Source organism: Streptococcus sp. NPS 308, from assembly GCF_002355895.1.
In the GTDB taxonomy this organism is placed as follows: Bacteria; Bacillota; Bacilli; order Lactobacillales; family Streptococcaceae; genus Streptococcus.
Map to the genome: position 1 here is coordinate 969943 of NZ_AP017652.1, position 21515 is coordinate 991457.

The 21515-nt window shown below is 40.7% G+C and carries 16 protein-coding genes; 5 read left to right on the forward strand and 11 right to left on the reverse strand.

Annotated elements, in window-relative coordinates; all coding sequences use genetic code 11:
• Positions 1-38: 38 nt before the first annotated feature.
• Entirely contained in the window at positions 39-1742 is a 1704-nt protein-coding gene (gene lpdA / locus SNAG_RS05095; protein ID WP_096407168.1) for a dihydrolipoyl dehydrogenase, read from the forward strand.
• Positions 1743-1801: 59 nt separating this feature from the next.
• A complete protein-coding gene (locus SNAG_RS05100) occupies positions 1802-2791 on the forward strand; it encodes a lipoate--protein ligase (protein ID WP_096407170.1) in 990 nt (329 codons plus the stop codon).
• Positions 2792-2867: 76 nt separating this feature from the next.
• Here the strand turns inward: SNAG_RS05100 and xerS are convergent, their stop codons facing one another.
• The 9 genes from xerS to SNAG_RS05145 form a co-directional block, all read right to left on the reverse strand.
• Positions 2868-3938 carry a tyrosine recombinase XerS gene (gene xerS, locus SNAG_RS05105; RefSeq protein ID WP_096407173.1) on the reverse strand — a complete coding sequence of 357 codons (1071 nt, stop codon included), beginning with the start codon at positions 3936-3938 and terminating at the stop codon, positions 2868-2870.
• Between the two features lie 576 nt (positions 3939-4514).
• Positions 4515-6065: a ClC family H(+)/Cl(-) exchange transporter gene (locus tag SNAG_RS05110; RefSeq protein ID WP_096408849.1), complete on the reverse strand. Its 1551-nt coding sequence runs from the start codon at positions 6063-6065 to the stop codon at positions 4515-4517.
• Positions 6066-6081: 16 nt separating this feature from the next.
• A complete protein-coding gene (locus tag SNAG_RS05115; RefSeq protein ID WP_096407175.1) occupies positions 6082-6861 on the reverse strand; it encodes a ribonuclease HII in 780 nt (259 codons plus the stop codon).
• Positions 6848-7699: a ribosome biogenesis GTPase YlqF gene (ylqF, locus tag SNAG_RS05120; RefSeq protein ID WP_096407178.1), complete on the reverse strand. Its 852-nt coding sequence runs from the start codon at positions 7697-7699 to the stop codon at positions 6848-6850. The genes SNAG_RS05115 and ylqF overlap by 14 nt, the downstream gene beginning before the upstream one ends.
• 202 nt (positions 7700-7901) lie before the next feature.
• A complete protein-coding gene (locus tag SNAG_RS05125; protein ID WP_096407181.1) occupies positions 7902-9086 on the reverse strand; it encodes a hypothetical protein in 1185 nt (394 codons plus the stop codon).
• A gap of 123 nt (positions 9087-9209) precedes the next feature.
• On the reverse strand, positions 9210-12863 hold the full coding sequence (gene addA, locus SNAG_RS05130; RefSeq protein ID WP_096407183.1) for a helicase-exonuclease AddAB subunit AddA: 3654 nt from the start codon (positions 12861-12863) through the stop codon (positions 9210-9212).
• A complete protein-coding gene (gene rexB / locus SNAG_RS05135; RefSeq protein WP_096407186.1) occupies positions 12860-16135 on the reverse strand; it encodes an ATP-dependent nuclease subunit B in 3276 nt (1091 codons plus the stop codon). Before rexB ends, addA begins: the two co-directional genes overlap by 4 nt.
• Positions 16136-16241: 106 nt before the next feature.
• Entirely contained in the window at positions 16242-16661 is a 420-nt protein-coding gene (locus tag SNAG_RS05140) for an EVE domain-containing protein (RefSeq protein ID WP_096407189.1), read from the reverse strand.
• Positions 16654-17115 (reverse strand): MarR family winged helix-turn-helix transcriptional regulator, encoded by a 462-nt coding sequence (locus SNAG_RS05145; protein ID WP_096407191.1) that lies wholly within the window; start codon positions 17113-17115, stop codon positions 16654-16656. The genes SNAG_RS05140 and SNAG_RS05145 overlap by 8 nt, the downstream gene beginning before the upstream one ends.
• Positions 17116-17261: 146 nt before the next feature.
• Here SNAG_RS05145 and SNAG_RS05150 point away from each other — a divergent pair, with 146 nt between their 5' ends.
• The 3 genes from SNAG_RS05150 to SNAG_RS05160 all read left to right on the forward strand — a co-directional run bounded on the left by SNAG_RS05150 (position 17262) and on the right by SNAG_RS05160 (position 19886).
• Positions 17262-18071 carry a Cof-type HAD-IIB family hydrolase gene (locus tag SNAG_RS05150; RefSeq protein ID WP_096407194.1) on the forward strand — a complete coding sequence of 270 codons (810 nt, stop codon included), beginning with the start codon at positions 17262-17264 and terminating at the stop codon, positions 18069-18071.
• A gap of 143 nt (positions 18072-18214) precedes the next feature.
• Positions 18215-19123: an ATP-binding cassette domain-containing protein gene (locus SNAG_RS05155; protein ID WP_096407197.1), complete on the forward strand. Its 909-nt coding sequence runs from the start codon at positions 18215-18217 to the stop codon at positions 19121-19123.
• A gap of 10 nt (positions 19124-19133) precedes the next feature.
• Positions 19134-19886, forward strand: coding sequence for an ABC transporter permease (locus SNAG_RS05160; protein WP_096407199.1), 753 nt, complete (start codon positions 19134-19136; stop codon positions 19884-19886).
• A 40-nt stretch (positions 19887-19926) separates the two neighbouring features.
• Here SNAG_RS05160 and SNAG_RS05165 read toward each other — a convergent pair whose 3' ends face one another.
• Both SNAG_RS05165 and SNAG_RS05170 read right to left on the reverse strand, forming a co-directional pair.
• Positions 19927-20805 (reverse strand): sensor histidine kinase, encoded by an 879-nt coding sequence (locus tag SNAG_RS05165; RefSeq protein WP_096407202.1) that lies wholly within the window; start codon positions 20803-20805, stop codon positions 19927-19929.
• Positions 20805-21503: a response regulator transcription factor gene (locus SNAG_RS05170; protein ID WP_096407204.1), complete on the reverse strand. Its 699-nt coding sequence runs from the start codon at positions 21501-21503 to the stop codon at positions 20805-20807. The genes SNAG_RS05165 and SNAG_RS05170 overlap by 1 nt, the downstream gene beginning before the upstream one ends.
• Positions 21504-21515 lie beyond the last annotated feature (12 nt).

Below are 21515 nucleotides of genomic sequence, written 5' to 3' on the forward strand. Positions count from 1 at the left end.
GTATTTATTTTTAGAGATATAGATAAAGGAAGTAAGACATGGCCTTAGAAGTAATTATGCCAAAAGCCGGCGTGGATATGACAGAAGGACAAATCGTCCAATGGAATAAAAAAGTCGGAGAATTTGTAAAAGAAGGAGAAATCCTTTTGGAAATCATGACTGACAAAGTCAGCATGGAATTGGAAGCCGAAGAAGATGGATACTTGATTGCCATCCTCAAAGGAGATGGTGAAACTGTCCCTGTAACGGAAGTTATCGGTTACCTTGGTGAAGAAGGGGAAAACATCCCAACAGCTGGAGCGGCTGCTCCAGAAGCTAGCCCAGCGCCTGCAGTTAGTGCCTCAAACGACGATGGCAAGAGCGATGATGCCTTTGATATCGTTGTGATTGGTGGAGGTCCTGCTGGATATGTAGCAGCCATTAAAGCTGCCCAACTTGGTGGTAAGGTTGCCCTTGTTGAAAAATCTGAACTCGGTGGAACCTGCTTGAACCGTGGCTGTATTCCAACCAAGACCTACCTTCACAATGCTGAAATCATCGAAAACATCGGTCATGCAGCAAACCGTGGTATCGTCATCGAAAATCCAAACTTCACTGTTGATATGGACAAACTTTTAGAAACTAAATCTAAAGTTGTCAATACCTTGGTAGGTGGTGTTGCGGGTCTTCTTCGTAGCTACGGAGTTACTGTTCATAAGGGTGTTGGTACAATCACTAAAGACAAGAATGTCTTGGTAGATGGTTCTGAATTGCTTGAAACCAAGAAAATCATCCTTGCTGGTGGTTCAAAAGTCAGCAAGATCAACGTTCCTGGTATGGAATCATCACTCGTGATGACAAGTGACGATATCCTTGAAATGAATGAAGTTCCAGAAAGCCTCGTAATCATCGGTGGTGGTGTTGTCGGTATCGAACTCGGTCAGGCCTTCATGACATTTGGTTCAAAAGTAACTGTTATCGAAATGATGGACCGTATCGTTCCAGCTATGGATGCGGAAGTTTCTAAGAATCTTCGCTTGATTTTGGAACGCAAAGGTATGACTATCTTAACAAGTACAAAATTGCAAGAAATCATCGAAGAAAATGGTCAACTTCGTATCAAGGTTGAAGGAAAAGACGATATCATCGCAAGCAAAGCTCTTCTTTCAATCGGTCGTGTGCCAGACCTTGAAGGTATTGGCGATGTTGAGTTTGAATTGGATCGTGGACGTATCAAGGTCAACGAATACATGGAAACTTCTGTTCCAGGAATCTACGCACCAGGTGATATCAATGGTACTAAGATGTTGGCGCACGCAGCTTTCCGCATGGGTGAAGTTGCCGCTGAAAATGCCCTCAAAGGAAATCATGCTGTTGCCAAATTGAACTTGACTCCTGCAGCCATCTATACTCTTCCTGAAGTAGCAGCAGTAGGTTTGACTGAAGAACAAGCACGTGAGAAATACGATGTAGCCATCGGTAAATTCAACTTTGCTGCCAACGGTCGTGCCATTGCATCAGATGCGGCTCAAGGTTTCGTTAAAGTTATTGCTGATAAGAAATACGGAGAAATCCTTGGTGTGCACATCATTGGTCCTGCAGCCGCAGAATTGATCAACGAAGCATCAAGCATTATCGAAATGGAAATCACTGTTGAAGAAATGCTGAAGACTATCCACGGACACCCAACCTACTCTGAAGTGATGTACGAAGCATTTGCGGATGTTCTAGGAATGGCTATCCATTCACCTAAGAAAAAATAAAACGAAGATAGACTAGGCTGGAAAGATGTTTTCCAGTCTCTATCGTATAAAGGGATATCATGAAATATATTATCAATCATTCAAACGACACTGCTTTTAATATCGCCTTGGAAGAATATGCCTTTAAACACTTACTAGATGAGGATCAAATCTTCCTTCTTTGGATTAACAAACCTTCTATCATTGTTGGTCGTCACCAGAATACTATTGAAGAAATTAACCGTGATTATGTTCGAGATAATGGTATTGAGGTAGTCCGCCGTATCAGTGGTGGTGGAGCTGTTTATCACGATTTAAATAACCTCAACTACACGATCATCTCAAAAGAAGATGAAAACCGCGCCTTTGACTTTAAGAGTTTTTCAACTCCGGTAATCAATACCTTGGCTCAACTTGGTGTTAAAGCTGAATTTACAGGTCGTAATGACCTTGAGATTGACGGTAAGAAATTCTGTGGAAATGCCCAAGCCTATATCAATGGACGTATCATGCACCACGGTTGCTTGCTCTTTGACGTTGATCTGTCAGTCCTTGCTAACGCCCTCAAGGTTTCAAAAGACAAATTTGAGTCAAAAGGTGTGAAATCCGTCCGTGCTCGTGTAACCAATATTGTCAATGAATTACCAGAAAAAATCACAGTTGAGGAATTCCGTGATTTGCTATTGGAATACATGAAAAAAGAGTACCCAGAGATGACTGAATACGTCTTTTCAGAAGAAGAATTGGCGGAAATCAATCGTATCAAGGATACAAAGTTTGGTACTTGGGACTGGAACTACGGTAAATCACCTGAATTTAACATCCGTCGTGGAACAAAATTCACTAGTGGTAAAGTAGAAGTCTTTGCCAATGTTCTCGAATCAAAAATCCAAGACATCAAGATTTATGGTGACTTCTTTGGTATCGAGGACGTTGCTGCAGTAGAAGATGTCCTCCGTGGAGTGAAATACGAACGCGAGGATGTTCTTAAAGCACTAGAAACTATTGACATCACACGCTACTTTGCTGGTATCAGCCGTGAAGAAATCGCTGAAGCAGTAGTGGGATAAAAAGAAAAAAGAAGTTGCATATTTTAGCAACTTCTTTTTTTGAGATTAAATTTACATAATTATTATTACGCAACAATCATAAGCTGTCCAAAGCATTCTTTTGTTCATCATTTACGATATGGGTATAGAGGTCAGTGACTTGCGTGCTGGCATGTCCTAATTGGTGGCTGACCAAAACTTGCGATTTAGTTGCATCATAGAGTCTGGTTGCTAAGGTATGGCGGAGTTTGTGGGGAGTTACACGGACTTTAAAGTCCTCAGAGTACTTAGCAACCATCTTTTCAACGCTAGAAGCATCAATACGATTGGGAACGCCACGGTATAAGGTCAGAAAGAGTGCTGTATCCGTCTTTTCCGTCTTATAACGTTGATTTCGAATGGCTAGATAATTCTCTAGGTAAGGCTTAGCAAAGGCAGCGACATTGACCGAGTCACGTTTGCCACCTTTTCGAGTGACATCAATGACCATCATTTTGAGATTGAGATCTCTTAGATCCAGATTAACAGCTTCAGATAAGCGGACACCTGAGGCCAAGAGAAGGGCGATAATGGCCAAATCACGCTCTTTATTTTTATTGAATGATGAGAGAGCTCGATTAGAAAGTTGGTGAGGGTACTCTTGGTCGATATAAGTTAGAAAACCCTCTGTTTCATCACCTAAAAAGAGTTTTTGCTTGATGTTTTCAGCTCTGGCCGCAAGTGTTTCTTTCTTTTTCTTGGTTGAAACTTTCTTCATTACATTACGATAGAAATAGGGCTCTCCTTGGTCGTTTTCAACTTCCTCAGTTAAATATTTGTAAAGACTGGAAAGTGCTGACAAGGTCCGATTGATAGTTGTCTGTGAAACGCCCTGTTTGGTTGTATTAGCATTCAGCAAAGGTCGTTCTCTTAGATATAGGATAAAGGATTCCATATCTTTCTTTGACATGTTTTCCAAGACCGATAAAGGAATATCGGCCATTTTATCTGCGTTTGAAATCCCAGACTCTAAAACCCAGCTGAAAAATCGATCGTATTCCTTGAGGTATTCATACAAGGTTGTAAAACTATATGGGACAGCAAGCTTTGATTGGTAGTATTCCAGAACATACCAGGGCATGATTTGTTTTAGTTTGTCTATTCGTTCCAGTAAAATCTCACGTTTCATCTATTTTCTCCATAATTAAGTCTACTAGTAGTATAGCATAGACTTATATATTTTTCAAGAAAATTATAGTTTTTCGGAAAGATGATATATGTGTTTGGTGAAATTCTTGATTGCGCCCCTTGATAACCAAAAATTTTTTTAGAGCCAATTATCTTCAATTATGTACTTTATTTAAGTGAATACTGGAAATTTTTCAAATGTTCATTTTAGTGTTAGTGAAAATGACTATTACCAAAAACCTAAACCTTGATTGTTCAAGATTTTTAGACTTACAAGGAGTTTAATAAAGGTCGAAATTGTATTTTACATATCTAAGCCGCTAGATCAAAAAATGTACTTTATCTTTCCTTAAAATAAAGTACATTTTTTAGAGTGTGTACATTACGCCTTAAATTTAGCAAACCAAGGGTTCATCTACTGTCTAGGGAAAAGTACAAAAATTTAAGTTTTTAAAATAAAACAAAGACTTGGTTCTGTTTTTCATAAGAACCAAGTCTTTTGTGTATGATATGAATCTACAAAATTTCCACGCTTTTTATATTACATAATAAAAATTATGTAATATACATTCTTAATCTACAACAATAAATCTTTTACTTTTCCAATTTCACTTTTTGGAATAACTAGATGAATCATATCGCCCAGATACATCCTGGTTGAGCCATTAACTGTTTGGCTTTTACCATTATGGACTTGGGTGGTGATGAGTACATTTTGTGGTAAGTTGAGTTCATGGACTTGTTTTCCAGCTATTCTATCTGAAACAGGGATTTCGATAAGAGTTACTGCTCCGTCGTCTGTCACTTCTTCTGGCAGCATTTTCTCAAGCATGGCCTCGTATACTGGGGCACCCTTTAGTAAATCCATGATAATGTAGGCTACCAAGGTAACAAGTCCGAGAGGCATGAGATTTCGGATGTCACCAACCATTTCGGTTACAAGGATCATGGCTGTTAGGGGGGCCTTGGATATTGCTCCAAAGTAGCCACTCATTCCTAAAATGATAAATATTGGAAATTGTTCCTGACTGATAAGTCCAAGATTAACACAAATGACGCCAATTAGGGCACCAAGTAAGGAACCAAGGGCCAGAATTGGTAGGAAAATTCCACCTGGTAGTCCACTACCATAACTCATCATACTCCAAATAAAACGAATGAGGAAGTAGGCAAGTAAGACTTGAAAACTAAAGTGTTGCTCAGTTAAAGAAAGAACGATTTGATTCCCACCACCGAGAATTTGAGGTAAGAAAATTCCGACTGGTATGATAAGGATAAATGCTAGGATTGGATAATAAGCTTTATCCAAATGGATTTTTTGACCAAGCCATTCATAAATTTGACCAACATTGAGTACCGCTTTCTCATAGAGAAAACCAGAAAGCCCGAGAAAAACTCCCATAACCAGGTAAATCCAATACTGGTCTAGGGTCATGAGAGGAATATTGTCCGGCATATCTAGTACGGGTGTTAGGCCAAATATGAGTAGTGAGACAAAGTTTGCTACAATACTGGCTGCTAGAGTGGAAACCCAGAAAAATCTTGAAAAGTGATGATAGACTTCTTCTACTACAAAGAGAAGGCCTGCTATTGGGGCGTTAAAAGCTGCAGCTAAACCAGCGGCTGCTCCACTAGCAATTAAGGAACGTTCCTCAACTGGACTCGATTTGAGCCATTTAGCAATTCCCTTACCTCCAACTGCTCCAAGTTGAATACTCGGGCCTTCCCTACCTAGCATGAGTCCGCTGGCAATTGCTAGGGTGCCTAAAACATATTTCTTCCAGAGAACACTCCACCAATTAAGCGACATGAGTCCTTTTAATTCGGCCTCAACTTGTGGGATTCCTGAGCCTTTGATATCTTTCTCTGACCGAGTTAGTTTCGCACTGAGCCAGCAGATGAGTATGTAAAATAAAACAAGGACAAAAAGATTGCGCACTAGGTGCGCTTGATCTTGATAGAGGCCTTGTATTAGGTGGAAGCCCTTTTCAATTAAGAAACGAAAAGATCCAACGATTAGCCCGACAACTAGCCCGACGATGATTCCCCGCCCAACTTGGGATAATATGGTACTTGAAGCAAAGGCAAATTCTTTCTTGGAACGGAGTATTTCTGACTGTTTTTCCATAATCATTTCCTCCAACTTAACTTTCTTTGTTTGCTGCGACTAGTGATTTTATCGGTTCAAAACTGGAACGATGAATGGGAGTAACACCTAGTTTATCGAGACCTTCTAAGTGTTTTGCCGTTCCATAACCTGCATTAGCTGTAAAATCATAGCCGGGATATTGCTGATCATATTCCTTCATCAATTCATCCCGTGTCACCTTGGCCACTATAGATGCAGCTGCGATCGAGAGGGAGTTAGCATCTCCTTTGGTGATGGAGGTTTGTGAAATTGGTAACTCCAGTTTCATGGCATCTATCAATAGGTGCTCGGGTTGGGGACTGAGCTGGGAGATTGCTTCCTTCATGGCCAGTTTGGTCGCTTCATAGATATTGACTTGGTCAATGACTTGATTGTCCATGATTCCAATACCGATTGCTAAAGCTTGGTCTTGAACGGCTTGAAAAATTTCCAAATGTTTCTTTTTGGGGATTTTTTTACTATCGTTGAGGCCTCTGATTTTACAATTTTTAGGCAAGATTACCGCTGCAGCGACCACAGGACCAGCCAAAGGACCACGGCCGACCTCGTCAACGCCTGCTATTAAGCTTAATCCTTGTTTATAAAGTTCTTTTTCATAGGAAAGCATGTTTTCTAGACGAAGATTTTCCTCGAGTTCAGCCTGAATGGCTTTTTTTCGCTTGCTGATTTCCTTTTGAACTCCAGTTCGGCTATCTTTTTCCAGTTCAAGAAAAAGGGGATTGTCTAAGTCTTTGACCGTAGCAAGAAGTTCTTTGATTACTTTAATCGTCGTCATCGATATCGTCCAATGTATCTAAGGTATAGTTACCGAGTTTTCCATCACGAACTTCCTTGACGAAGAGGCTGTAAAAACGGTCGTAGTCGTCTCGGAAACCGAGGGCACGTGTCATATCCATGATGATAACAGGAGCTTCTTCTTCAATTTTCATTTGTTTGAAGCGTTCAGCTAGCTTATCTGGATAATGTTTTTTAAAATAATTGAGACCAAAAATGGTGACTTCATCCATGGGAAGCAACTGGTCTTTAATAGCTCCAGTTAGGGCTAGTTTGAGTGCGACAGCATCATCTTCAAACTTAGGCCAAAGAATCCCTGGTGTGTCTAGGATTTCAAGGTCTTTATTGGTTTTGAGCCATTGTTGTCCCTTGGTAACACCTGGTTTATTACCGACCACCGCAATCTTTTTCCCAGCCAAACGGTTCATCAGGGTTGATTTGCCAGCATTTGGAATTCCGATAATCATGGTACGCAAGGTTTCAATTTTTATACCGCGTTCTTTCTGGCGTGCAATCTTATCAGCCATAAGCTTTTTGGCTGCATCTGTCACAACTTTTACGGTAACTTGCTCTTTGGAATTGATAGCCAGTGTTTGAATTCCTTGTGATTCAAAATACTGACACCATTCTTTTGTCATTGCTGGATCAGCTAGGTCTGCCTTGTTTAAAATCAAAAGTTTGGGTTTATCGCCCACAATCTTGTTTAACATAGGATTTTGACTAGATAAAGGTAGGCGAGCATCCACCAAAATCGTCACAAAATCAATAAATTTTAAATTCTCCTGAACTTGTCGCCGAGCCTTAGACATGTGGCCCGGAAACCATTGAATAGTAGCCATAATAATTCCCCTTCCGACTAAAAAACGTAATAAAAACGTTTTCTTTCTTATCATCTATTCTATCATAAATGGTCCCTCTTTGCATAGGCTTTTGTCTACAAAAATGAGTATATATAGTAAAAATGTTTGCATAAATAATGTATTGTTATATCAAAGTATAAGAAAAACACCTAGAATCATTATAACTTGCTAGGTGTTTTTCTTATAAGATTATCCTTGAGAGAAAAGGGCAGACACAATTTGTGACAATCGTTTTACTCCAGAAAATCTGCGCTGGGGATAAATAATCAGCTCTTAAACAATCTTTTAAAAATTCAGCAGCTTGATCTGGAGCAATCTCAAACTCAAAGGCCTTCATCCTGTAGAAAAAATCGATTAGATGCTCAGTTAAGTAATCTTCTGAAAAGGGCACTTTGCCATATTTTCGATACTCCAGCAAGAGTCGAGAGAACCTGGATTTTTCATCTGGTAAATCACGAAAATAAGAATTTATTAGCAAAATTTGTTTTTGCTTTCGTTCAATAGGATCTTGGTTCGCAATTCGTTGCTCTTTCTCAAGCTCCTTTTGATTTTGTTTAGCCTTGATAGCCCGTTCGTCTCTATTTTTACCAAAGAGGATTTTCTCCCATTTTCGTTCTTCTGGTGTGAGAGTTTCTCTAAAGCCAAAGTAATCTTGATAGGCGCGTTCAGCGGGCCCCATGGCTAGAATGAGATTGTCAGCGTATTGCTTGGCGATTTTATCTCTTTTCTTACGTTCTTTCTCTGCTTGAATCCGTAAATGCTGCTCGTAATCTATTTTTTCCTTACCTAGCTTGACAAGGTAGAGTTGATCATCAGACTTTCCAAGTAGAAATGGTTTGATACATTTTTCAAGGACTTCTTCTAGACGTGCCTTCTTTTTTGGTTCTGCCTTGCTCCAACTTCCACCTTGAAAGACTTCTAGGAAAAGCTGGTAATCTTTCTCAGGCGCAAATTGATTGCCAAGATTGGCTTTGAAAACACCTTTTCCCCAAAACCATTTTAGAAGTCGTTCGTCAAAGTCGCTTTTATTAACCTTGATTTTTTCCTTTTTCTGAGCCTTTTTGGTTAGGTTTTCAACTTTTCTGAGTAGTCTTTCTTCCTCTTCCTCTTCCAGTTGCTGGTCTAAAGTCAGTCGATGAAAATGACGAACACAATCGCTACCAATCGGAAAGAGACGTTGGCCTGTAACTCCATTAAAGAGTTCGTAGGCGTATTTAATGGCATTTCCGCAGATACAATTACTTCGCCCAATACCATTAAAAATCAAGGAAACTTCATTCCATTCCTTGGTTGCTTGATCCCAAGTATCGGCTTTTGAAGCCTGTAAAACCGCATCGTGCAGAGATTTTCTAACTGGAAGTGGCATGAGGTCTCCTTTCTAATACTCAATGAAAATCCAAGAGTAAACTAGGAAGCTAGCCGCAGGCTGTACTTGAGTACGGCAAGGTGAAGCTGACGTGGTTTGGATTTGATTTTCGAAGAGTATAAATTATACTTTTACAACCTGAACCTCATCTTTGCCGAGTAAAATCAGGTATTTCTCAATATTTTCAGTCGAATAGGCTCGTGATAAGGCTTCTCCATAGAGCGCTAACTGCCCACGATAGCGGTCTATGAGTTGACTTGGTTGATCGTAACGGTCTGTTTTGTAGTCGAAAAGAACGATACGATTCTTATAAAGAAGATAGCCATCCAAGATTCCACGAACAACAAAGTCTTCCTGACTCTTTTGGTCGCGTTTGAGCATGGAGAAAGGTTGCTCACGATAGAGATAGTTAGTATTAGCGAGAATCTCCTGACCGAGTGGCGTATCAAAGAAAGCTAGGATTTTAGAAAGATTGATCTTGTCTCTAACAGCTGGGCTGGTTTGAACTTGTTGCAGAGTTTCTTCCAGAGTGGCAAGCGTTGGTTGCTGACTCAGGTCCATTCTCTGCATGAGTTCGTGTGTTGCACTACCAATTTCTGCTCCTGTTACCTTTTCTTTAGTAGAAAAATCTGGTAAATCAAAGCTAATTTTCTTGTCTACTGAGTGGCTGTGACCTGCAATCTCGACCCCTTCCATATCCATAACGGGTTCGTAGAATTTCTTGATTTGGCTTGGGGTTTGAACACTAGGAAGCTCAATAGCCGCACGGTGAAGAGTATTATAAACTTCCACCTCTTTCAGCATTTCAAGGGCTTCTTTGATGGTCTCAGACTGACGATTGTCTGCTTGAGAACTATCTTGTAGAGGACTCTTGTTTTCCAACTCTCCGATAGCTTCTCTGGTCAGCTGGTCTTCACCAACGAAACGGTAGCTAAAGTTGAGATGATCTTTGGCAAACACTTTAGTGATAGCCCAAACCCAATCTTGGAAATTCTTGGCTTGCAGTCTAGTATGTTTATCTAGTTTTCCGTTTTTAGCAGCTGGATATTCCTTGGCTTCTAGCTTTTCACGAGAGCCTTTACCGACAAGATAGAGCTTTTTCTCAGCCCGTGTCATGGCAACATACAGCAAACGCATCTGCTCTGAATAGTTAGCCAGTTGCAGTTCTTCTTCATTCTGCGTATAGGTAAGGCTAGGAATGGAGAGTTTAATGGTTTTAGGATAGTGTGCTTCCACTGCCCCTGTTTCCACCTTGGCAATGTATTTGACACCAAGCCCATTCTGACGACTAAGAATAACATCAGACATTGAGTCTTGCTTATTGAAGTCCTGATCCATGTTGAGGATAAAGACGTAAGGAAACTCCAGACCTTTACTCTTGTGAATGGTCATGAGTTCCACAGCATCTTTAGGCGGTGCGACGGCTACGCTTGCAAGATCGTGCTGGGCTTCTAGGACTTGGTCAATCATACGTATAAAACGCGACAAGCCCTTGAAATTACTCTTTTCAAACTGGTCAGCTCGTAGAGCTAGGGCATAGAGATTAGCCTGTCTAGCAGGTCCGTTTGGCAAGGCTCCAACATAGTCATAATAAAAACGGTCATTATAAATCTTCCAAATTAAGTCATAGAGAGAATGGGTTTTGGCATATAAGCGCCAAGAATCCAAGATATCCATGGACTTATTTAGTTTCTCAGCTAGTTCTGTATGAATTAACTCTTTCTGACTAGCTGCCAGTTTTTGAGCATTGACAAGCTTCTCGTAAAGATTCTCTTGGACTTTATCTTCTGATTTCTGAAGGGACAAGCGTGCCAACTCGTCCTCATCAAAGCTAAACATAGGAGACTTCATAAGGGCAACCAGAGCATAGTCTTGTAGAGGATTGTGGATGACACGAAGAGTGTCTAACATGACTTGTACTTCTAGGGATTGGAGATAATTGTTTTGCTCACCATCGGTTTTAACAGGAATCCCGTACTCAGACAGGGCGAGGAGAATCTGGTCATTTCGACTGCGACTGGAAGTCAAAAGGGCAATTTCCTTAAAGGCTACACCATTCTCTTGATGGAGCTTCAAGATTTCCTTGATGACTAAGCGCATTTCCCCTGTTAGTTTTGTTTCTAATTGGCTCTCTTCTTGCTCTTGCCCACTGTCGTCCTTATCGTAGAGGAGAAATTCTGCCTTGTTCTCAGGATTAGGCGTTAATTTGGTATTGGCAAAAACAAGCTGGTGCATGCTGTCGTAGTTGATTTCGCCGACCTCTTGGTCCATGAGGCGTTCAAAAACATCGTTGGTTGCCGATAGCACTTCTGAACTGCTACGGAAATTTTCCTTGAGGAGGATCAACTTGCCTTCTTGAGGATTTTGCGCATAGCGTTGGAATTTTTCATTGAAAATCTGCGGATCTGCCTGACGGAAACGGTAGATAGACTGCTTGATATCTCCAACCATAAAGCGATTGTGACCATTTGACAGCAACTCCAGCATCCGTTCTTGAATGTGGTTGGTATCCTGATACTCATCGACCATGACTTCATGGAATCGCTCCTGATATGCATCACGAACTTGTGGGAACTTCTCTAGAATTTCAATGGTGTAATGGCTGATATCAGCAAATTCAAAAGCATTTTCCTGGCGTTTACGTTCTCGATAAGCCTCCACAAAATCACTCATAAAGTTTTTGAAGGTCTTAGCTAGATCCCAGGTGTCTCCATGATAACGCTCTTGATAGTCGAGAATCGTTATCTGGTCCGCCAGTTGTCCTAGTTTAGCAAACTGGGCCTTTCTCTCTTCGTTGTAGGCATCAACAAGTGGCTTTAAATCGGCCTTACGACTGGAGTTAGCCAGAGCTCGACCATTTTTCTCCTTAGAGATGACGACAACACGCGTAAGCACTGCTTGATAAGCCTGGCTATCGGACTCCTGATTTAAGGAGCTAATTTCATCCAGAACCAGCTGCACATTTTCTAAATAGGCAGCTTTTGGAAACTCCTTGGCATCGTTATCCAGATGATAACGGAAGAAACTTTCCAAGTCCCAAAGCGCCTGCTTGATTTGCTCAGTTAGTTTGTCTTTTTCATTTGCAAAGTCAGCTTCTTCAAACCCTTTGAGGAAAGACTCGATCAGCCATTTTTGGGGACTGCTGGTGGATTGAAGGAAATCATAGATTTTGTAGACTTGCTGGCGCAGACCTCGTTCATCCTTGCCACGTCCAGCAAAGTTTTTCACTAATCGACTAAATTTCTCTTTATTTTCACCTTGGTAATGCTCTTCAAAAACCTGATGAAAAACTTCGTTCTTTAAGAGTAACTGTTCACTTTCATTTTGTAGAATACGGAAGTTCGGTGCGATATCAATCAGATAACCATGCTTGCCAAGGAATTTTTGTGTGAAAGAGTCCATGGTTCCAATGGCAGCGTTTGGTAGATCTGCCAATTGACGTCCCAAGTGTTGTTTGAGCTCGACATCATCGGTTTCTTGGATTTGTTGGCTGATTTTTTTCTCCAAGCGCTCTTTGAGTTCAGTAGCAGCCTTGACAGTAAAAGTCGAGATAAAGAGTTGGCTGATTTCTACACCACGCGCTAACTGATCCAGAATGCGCTCGGCCATAACAAAGGTCTTCCCTGAACCAGCAGACGCTGAAACTAGGATATTTTGCCCTGCGGTATAAATGGCTTCGATTTGCTCGGCAGTTCTTTTCTGTTCCTTGCTCGAACTTGCTTCTGCTTTTTGCAGTTTTTGAATTTCTTCCTCAGTTAAAAAGGGAATGGGCTTCATCGATTCAACTCCTCTCTCATTTTTTCAAACCAAGCTTGCTTGAGCTTTTCTCCGACCAGACGCTTTCCGTCAGCTAAGTCTAACCTCTCTAGGAAACGGGCTTGTCCCAAGTGGTAATTTGCTTCAAAACCTGTGATGGCTTGGTGTTGCTGGACGTATGGGGCAATGCTTCTGCCATTTTCGGTATAGGGATTAATGGCAAACTGGCCTTGTAAAATCTTCTCAGCTGCCTTCTTGTAAAGATGGGCATTGTAGTCCAATAAGAGCTGGAATTCCTCGTCTGTCAGCTGATTAGCCTTGTTTTGGTTATAAAACTCTCCCAAGTGACTGCTTTCTTTTTCTAAAAAGAGTCCTTGGTATTTCATTGATTTGCTGGCTTCTACTACTGCTCCTGCCAGACTTTTAACAGCTAATAAAGATTGGACAGGCTCAGCCATTTCCAAGTACATGGCACCGAAAAAGTTCTGCTCCCCTTCCTTTTTAAGGGCAGCAAGATAGGTTGGCAACTGGGAATTGAGCCCATTAAAGAAATGAGGAAACTGGAACTGGGTCAAACTAGACTTGTAGTCCACCACTCCTAGTGCTCCATCAGCTTTCAAGCGGTCAATGCGGTCAACCTTGCCTCGCACATGGACACTCCGACCATTATCCAATTGAATAAAGGCCTGGTCCTTACCGCCAAATATTGCCTCCTCTTGGATGGTTTCGATAGCTGGATTATGACAAAGGATGTGGCCCGTAGTTCGCGCGACATCAAGCAGAACTTCCTTGGTAAACTGCGCTTCCAAACTTTCCTGATAAATAGCCTCAAATTCGCGTTCTTGGCTGGTTTCTTGAATAGCTTGTTCCAGACGTTGGTCAAAGGAATCTTCATCAGGCAGTTTCAAGGCACGTTCAAAAATACGATGCAAGAAATTCCCGTGACTGCGAGCATCAGGACGAAGGCGCAATTCTTCCTGCAAACCTAAGACATAACGGAGGAAATAACTGTATTCATTGCGGTAAAACTCCGTCAAACCAGACGTAGACAGGTAAAACTCCTTGTCAGCTGGATAGAGAGCCTGCAAGGTCTCTTTCTCTAATGGTTTGCTGCTTGGGCTAGTTGGGAGTGCTGGATTTGTAAGACCTTTTTGATCAAGTTTTTTCCCCATCACACGCGCCAGAACCTTGACAAAGGTCACATCTTTTTCATTTTCACTAGAACCTGCCTGCTGATGATAGGCAACTAAGCTAGACAAGAGACTGTGATAAGAACCCATATCATCCTTAGACAGACCTTTGTGATGAATCTTCTTCTCTGTCCGATTAAATCCAAAACTCACCAGTTCTTGAAGATAGGCCGATTCCTTACTCTCATTTTCATTGAGGAGACTTGGAGCGGATAACACCAACTGCTTACGAGCAGCATTGGCTAAGGAAAGCATGGTATAGCGATTTTTCTTGAGGTTTTCACTACTTGCAATCAGTAATTGCGCTCCCTCCTCAGTTGCTTGATTTAGACTTTGTCTTTCTTCGTCTGTCAAAAGACTGGTGTTTTGCGCGATTTTTGGCAAATGATCCTGAGTCAGCCCGATGGCGTAGACAAAATCAGCTGTCAGAGGGGCAATCAGATCGTAACTTTGCACCAGAACGGTGTCCACTGTCGCTGGAATGGTACGATACTGGGATAAGCTCATTCCAGAATGGAGCAAGGCTAGGAAATCCTCTAGACTAACCTGTGTACCAGCGAAAACGGTCGCAAATTGTTCTAAAACATGGCAGAAAGCCTTCCAAACTTCGGCTTGTCTTTCCTGTTCTAGAGTTTCCATAGTAGCTGTCAATCCTTGCATCTGCTTGCTTAAAGTAGCATTTTTTAGAAAAGTATTCCACTTTTGCAAGAGATTTTCAGTCTTTTGCTTCCGACTCGCAAATAAGGTTTCAAGTGGCGCCAAAACTCGCAGACGAAGAGCATTTAGACGCTCTAAATCAAATTTTCCATGATGGGATTTTGTAAAGGTCTGCTGAAAAGCTGGCATGCCATTGATGCCAAGATAGCGGAGATATTGCTCAAAAGCATCAATATCAGCCTGGCTAAGGTCAGAATACAGACCAGTTCTGAGGAGATTAATCAAATCCTCCTGACGGAAACGGTAACGTTTCAAACGCAAAATAGATTCGACATACTGAGTCAAGGGATGATGAGCCATGGATTCACTTCTACCAAGATAGAAAGGAATCTGGTACTGGTCAAAAATAGTTTTCAGTGATAGCTGGTAAGATGCCACATCACCCAGCAAAATACGGAAATTCTTGTAACTCAGTTCTGGATGGTCATGTAATTTCTGACGAATGCTACGGGCTACTAATTCCAGCTCTTCTTTTTGCGTCAAACAAGACCAGATTTGCAGATTTTCACGGTCCTTCTCATCAACATCTAAAGCGAGTTCTGAAAAGTCATAAGAAGACTCCAGCAAACGAGAGGCCTTGTCAAAACTATCCATTTTCTCATGTGTCTGAGAACGATCCTGAGCAGGTGTTTGGTATTTTGCCCCCAAATGATGAAGAAACTCCACACTGGCTTGGTAGAGATTCCCTTCAGAGAACGGACTGGTATAAGCCTTCTTGCTTGCATAAGCCCCAATGACAATCTCGACACCTTTTCGATGGAGCAGATCCACTACACGCTCTTCCTCAGCAGAAAAACGGGTAAATCCGTCAATGATTAAGGCAATCTGACTAAAATCACTACTTACCTTGCCATTTTCAATAGCCTCAATCAAATGGGACAACTGACTTCCCTGAGCCAACTGACCTTGATTGAGATAGGTTGTTACTTTCTCAAAAATCAAGAGTAAATCTGCTCGTTTATCCTCATCCGTCAAACTTTCCAAGTCCAAAAAGCTCATCTGAGCAGTCGTCATCTCATGATAAAGTTCAACCAACTGCTGGATAAATTGAGGATCCTGCTTAATTGCACCATAAACACGTAAGTCCTTGGGATCGAGTTCCGCAAGGCACTTATAAAAAGCCATCCCAAGCCCGATGTCATCAAGACTGGTCTTGGCAGGCAAATCATTTAAAACCAGGTAACGAGCCATTTGAGCGAAACGCGTGACGGTAATCGCAAAAGAAGCCTGCTGGGACAAGCATTCCAGCACGGCGCGTTCCTTTTCAAATGAAAGAGAGTTTGGGGCGATATAAAAGACCCTCTTGCCTGCAGCAACTAGCTCTTCTGCCTCTCTCGTTAAAATTTCAGTCAAAGAAGTCCGAATATCAGTATACAGTAATTTCATCTCAGCCTCGTTTGCTTTATCAAAGTTTCTTACTCTATTATAGCAAAGTTCGCTTCACAGTCCAAATCCAAAATTCTAGTTGACAATCATTTAACTAGCAAATCAATCATCCTTCATCATCCACTTTCATATGCTGAAAGATATAGAGGAAAAAGTCTTTGGAAACTTCAAAATGCCCATAACGGAGTCGAGAACTATAATCTTTCCATTCAGGATGTTGTCTAGCTATTTCTATGGAGCAATCTTTGACTGGTTGATAATACTCGACATTTCGTCTAAAGGGGAAAAATCCTTCAAACTGCTCTACTTGATAGGCCTTGTCGTCTATAATTTTACCCACGGCCACAAAAGCCTGTAACTTGTCTTGACCGTTCATATCGTATTTTGGGCTATAGTATAAAAGATAGTCACCTTTTTTCATACGATTTAAGGAACCGCCCTTTCCATGACAGACCTGACAAAAATTCCCTTCAACTCCTCTTAAAACATGGTTCTTCGAAACAACTCCGACCCAATATCTAGGCATTTTTATCCTCCAACTCTACTAAAAAGCGATTAAAAACTTCTCTATCGTTAGATAGTTTTTCAAAAAATTCTTCATCAACACCTTCTACTAAAGGTAAAGCTTGATTGACCTTCTCCGCGCCAGACTTCGTCACTGAGACCAGTTTTGCCCGACTATCCTTTGGGTGTTGATCGCGTCTAATGTAGTCTTTCTTCTCCAGTAGCCTAACAATCTGGGAAACCGTCATGACATCCATACCAGTGAACCGAGCAATATCAACTTGCGTTACATATTCCTCTCTATTAGACAGAAACAAGAGCGAGGTTAAAACGATAAATTGGGGCAAAGTGAGGCCAACTGATTTCAAGACTCTTTTTAAGTTGCTTTCCCACTTGTTGTAGACTTTGATGAAAAGAAGACCTGTAGATTCTGTTTCATCATTTTTGTAAATTGAATTAAAGTAATACTTTGTCATTATCTCTCCTTAAATATTAAGTATACATATTATATAAGATTTTATTTTGTTTTTCAAGAAAAGGAGAGTCGAATGTTACAATTCTGTCAGACATTTCATAGTCTATATGCTATAATAAAAGCAAAACACCTAGAAAAGGAAGTCTTATGATTAAACTACTAGCCTTGGATATGGACGGAACCCTCCTCAATGAAGCCAAGGAAATCCCTCAAGCCCACATCACTGCCATTCACCAAGCCATTGAAAAAGGTGTCAAACTGGTTCTCTGTACAGGTCGCCCGCTTTTCGGTGTTCTTCCCTACTATAAAAAACTAGGACTGGACCTCCAGAATGAGTATGTCATTGTTAATAACGGTTGTTCAACTCACCAGACCAGTGACTGGGGTCTAGTTGACTGGCAAGAACTCAGTCCAGCCGACATTGAATACCTTTATGACCTAGCAGAAAAAAGCGACGTCCAGTTAACTCTTTTTGATGAGGAACATTATTTTGTTCTCGGTGGCAAACCTAATGAAATTGTTCAAAATGATGCCAAGCTAGTCTTTTCAGACCTGACTGAAATTTCCCTTGAGGAAGCAACTAGTGGCAAGTATCGCATGTTCCAAGGCATGTTTTTAGGAATAAAAGAGCAAACAGACGATTTTGAGCAACGGTTTGCGACAGAACTCTGCCAACGATTTAGCGGCGTTCGTTCGCAGCCTGTCATTTATGAAGCTATGCCACTTGGAACAACAAAGGCTACTGCTCTTTCTCGACTAGCAGCGATTTTGAAGATCGAGCCCTCAGACATTATGGCCATGGGCGATGCCAATAACGATATCGAAATGCTTCAGTTTGCAGGACTTGGCATTGCAATGGGAAATGCCAGTGACCATGTCAAATTCCTTGCTAATGACGTTACAGCCAGCAATGAAGAAGAAGGCGTTGCACGCGCCATTGAGAAGTATATTTTATAATTGAGAAGCCCAGTTCATGTCAACTGGGTTTTGTTTTTTTTTAAGAATCACAAAACTTTAGAAACTCTTTAGAATTACTTGATGTTTCTTTGATTTCTATAGCTTATACTAAAGTTAGAAAAATAAATCAAAAGGAGAAAATCATGAAAACAGTACTCGAAATTCATGGACTGACCAAACAATTTGGTAACCAAGCTATTCTTCAAGATCTTAGTCTAACCATAAAAGAGGGAGATATTTATGGTCTAATTGGAAAAAACGGAGCAGGTAAAACTACTCTTATCAAAATCATTACACAATTATTGTTTGCGGACAAAGGTACAGTTTCCCTCTTTTCTAGTCAAGAACAAAATGAGTGGACCAAGGCTCTATCTCGAGTGGGTTCTGTTATCGAATCACCTGTAGCCCATAATCACTTAACAGCTTATCAAAATCTGAAATATTATTGTATGATTCGTCATATTCCAAATGCTGATAAGGTGATTCATGAAACCTTGGACTATGTTGGCTTGTCAGATACAGGGAAAAAAGTCTTTCGTGATTTCTCACTAGGAATGAAACAAAGACTTGGTATCGCTATTGCTCTTCTGTCCAAACCCGACTTCCTGATCTTAGATGAACCTATCAACGGACTTGACCCAATTGGAATCAAAGAATTTCGTCTGATGTTTCAACGCCTCAATCAAGAAAAAGGCATAACCATTCTCGTCTCTAGCCATATCTTGTCAGAACTCTATCTCTTAGCTAATCGCTTTGGTATTCTGGATCAAGGTAAGATTATCCGTGAAATCAGCAAAGCTGAGTTTGAAACACTAAGTGAGGATTATATCGTGCTTAGAACAAGCGATAAAGAAAGAGCTTGTCAAGTATTGAAAGAACAAATCCAACTCCAGTTCAAGGTTGTCAATCCAGAAAATGAAATCCATATCTTTGGTCAGGAACAAGATGTCAAACAGATTCTTAAGCAACTAACTTTGGCCGATGTTGCTATTGACGAAATTTACTTTGCCCGTCAAAATCTAGAAGAATACTTCACCCAATTGGTAGAATAGGAGAAAAATCATGATACATACCATTCAAGCAGATTTTTACCGTCTTTTCCGCTCTAAAGGATTCTGGATTACAGAATTCATTCTCTTTGTACTTATGTTACTGGGTGCTACTATTGGCGCTACAGGGCATCTAATGTCAGTTCAGGCAGCACCACCTGAGCTTCCTACCCATGGTTGGAATGGGATTGAAGCTCTAATCAACGCGTCAAATAACGGCTCAAACCTCGTTTTCCTCTGTATTATTCTAGTGTGTTTAGTTCTTGGGGTCGATTTAATCGGCAAGCTTTATAAAAATAGTTTGACAGTTGGCGTTTCTCGTACAGAATTTTTCCTTGCTAAATTCTTTGTACTAGCAAGTATCGCTCTCTTACAACTCATCGCCAGCCTTGTGATTGCCTTTATTCCTGCTACTCTACTAAACGGAATTGGAACAATGCCTGATGGTTTTGCTACTAATCTCCTCTTAACCATTTTCCTTCAATTTCTTTGCCTCCTTGCTTGGCTTTCCATTGTTTCCTTCATTCTCTATGTTAGTCATTCTTATCTTGCGGTATTTATTGGTTATTTGGTCAGCTCTATCATCCTTTCTATGCCAATGCTTGTTTTCCCAGATATTGAAATTCTACGATATTTAATCCTAGAATTTGCCTATGCTATGACTACTAATAATCAATCTATTCTCTATACCATCACGGTTTGCGTTTCTGTCATACTTTTCTTCTCTCTCAGCAGCCTTACCGTTTTCAAAAAGAAAAGTCTGTAAAAAAATGACCTCCTCTAGGATATAGAGGAGGTTTCTTCTGTTAAAAATAAATAAAGGCTGAAAACCATTCTCCATCTGTGCTTAGTTTCATATCTGCACCGAGAAGATGGCATAATTCCTCAGTAATATAGAGACCTAAACCAGAGGATTCTTCTGTGTCTGATAGATTTTCAGAATAAAAACGATTGCTGAGATTGTCTATATTCTTGATAGGTTTTTTGACAAGATTATAGATTTCTAAAACAAGCCTATTTTCTTCCTTTTTCAAAGAAAGTCGAGCCTTCTCCTTGCCGTGCTTGAGAACATTTCCCAGGAGGTTTTGTATAATTCGGTCAAGCAAGTCCTCATCAGTCGTCGTTTTCAATCCTGGTTCAACGTTAAAATCAAGAACAATCTGTGAAGATTGAAAAACGTCGTAATAAGCTAAAGTCTTTTTCGTTATAAAAGTAGATAAATCAAGTTCTTCCAGTTTCGGTTTGACTGCTCCTTCCATCAAATGACGGTATTCGAGGAGAGCCTCCAAACGTTTGGAAACCAAATCCTGATGATGAGCTATTTTATTTAAGGTTTCTGAACTATTATCGGGGTGTTTTATTAGTTGCTGAGTATATCCTGAAGCGATTGTCAAAGGTGTCCGAATATCATGAGCGATGTTACTGATTGCCATATCTAGGGTGCGTTTTTCACGCTTCATGATTAGCTGATTTTGCTCCACTTCCTGAAATAGATTCTCAATTTGGTTATGTAGTCGCAAAATGGTCTTTGAAAAGAAATTTACACCGATCCTCTTCATGCTACCAGAGCGAATCTTTTCTTCTATTTGTCTGCTTAAATCTCTAATTGCTATATGATAGCGAATCAAAGAAATCGCCAAAATGATGTTAATGAGGAGCAATATAGATATCAAAATGTAAATCATTACTTATCTCCTTTTAATCGAACACCAACTCCCCAAATGGTTTCAATGTACTCATGATTTGGATCCAGTTGATGCAGTTTTTTACGGAGATTGCTTAGATGGGTGTTGAGCGTATTGTCTCCAGGCAGGTAACTTTCTTCCCAAATCAATTCATAGAGTTCTTCCTTGGTGAAGATTTTTTTAGGATGCTGGAGCAACATTTGGAGAATCTGGCACTCTTTCTTTGCAAGGCGAATGGTTTCAGTTGCGCTACTTATTTCAAAACTATCCGCATCAAACTGGATATTTTTAAAGTTTTGTACGAAGTTATCAATTTCTCTTCGATTTCCTGACTGATGTTCCCCACTTTGGCGTAATTGCACGGTGACTCTGGCAAAGACTTCGTCCAAATCAAAAGGTTTTACTACATAATCATTGGCGCCGTCTAGGAGATATTGGCTGATGAGCTTTTTATCACCTAAAGCAGTAAGCATGATGACCGGAGTCTGACTAGTTTGTCGAATAGCTTGCAAGACTTGATCGCCATTTTTCCCAGGGAGCATGATATCTAGCAAGACGAGATCAATGCCACCTTTGTCAAATTGCATGATACCTTCTGTCCCAGAAAATGCTTGAATCACCTCGTGTTCCTCTGCAAGAAGGGTTCTTAAGATTTCCTGGATTTCATTATTATCTTCAACTACAAGTATGTTCGCCATAAACCTCGTCCT

Coding starts and splice junctions, on each gene's coding strand:
- SNAG_RS05100 (WP_096407170.1), top strand. CDS start 1,802: ATGAAATATATTATCAATCATTCAAACGACACTGCTTTTAATATCGCC.
- SNAG_RS05110 (WP_096408849.1), bottom strand. CDS start 6,065: ATGGAAAAACAGTCAGAAATACTCCGTTCCAAGAAAGAATTTGCCTTT.
- SNAG_RS05145 (WP_096407191.1), bottom strand. CDS start 17,115: ATGACAAAGTATTACTTTAATTCAATTTACAAAAATGATGAAACAGAA.
- rexB (WP_096407186.1), bottom strand. CDS start 16,135: ATGAAATTACTGTATACTGATATTCGGACTTCTTTGACTGAAATTTTA.
- SNAG_RS05125 (WP_096407181.1), bottom strand. CDS start 9,086: ATGCCACTTCCAGTTAGAAAATCTCTGCACGATGCGGTTTTACAGGCT.
- SNAG_RS05160 (WP_096407199.1), top strand. CDS start 19,134: ATGATACATACCATTCAAGCAGATTTTTACCGTCTTTTCCGCTCTAAA.
- lpdA (WP_096407168.1), top strand. CDS start 39: ATGGCCTTAGAAGTAATTATGCCAAAAGCCGGCGTGGATATGACAGAA.
- SNAG_RS05115 (WP_096407175.1), bottom strand. CDS start 6,861: ATGACGACGATTAAAGTAATCAAAGAACTTCTTGCTACGGTCAAAGAC.
- ylqF (WP_096407178.1), bottom strand. CDS start 7,699: ATGGCTACTATTCAATGGTTTCCGGGCCACATGTCTAAGGCTCGGCGA.
- xerS (WP_096407173.1), bottom strand. CDS start 3,938: ATGAAACGTGAGATTTTACTGGAACGAATAGACAAACTAAAACAAATC.
- SNAG_RS05155 (WP_096407197.1), top strand. CDS start 18,215: ATGAAAACAGTACTCGAAATTCATGGACTGACCAAACAATTTGGTAAC.
- addA (WP_096407183.1), bottom strand. CDS start 12,863: ATGAAGCCCATTCCCTTTTTAACTGAGGAAGAAATTCAAAAACTGCAA.
- SNAG_RS05150 (WP_096407194.1), top strand. CDS start 17,262: ATGATTAAACTACTAGCCTTGGATATGGACGGAACCCTCCTCAATGAA.
- SNAG_RS05140 (WP_096407189.1), bottom strand. CDS start 16,661: ATGCCTAGATATTGGGTCGGAGTTGTTTCGAAGAACCATGTTTTAAGA.
- SNAG_RS05165 (WP_096407202.1), bottom strand. CDS start 20,805: ATGATTTACATTTTGATATCTATATTGCTCCTCATTAACATCATTTTG.
- SNAG_RS05170 (WP_096407204.1), bottom strand. CDS start 21,503: ATGGCGAACATACTTGTAGTTGAAGATAATAATGAAATCCAGGAAATC.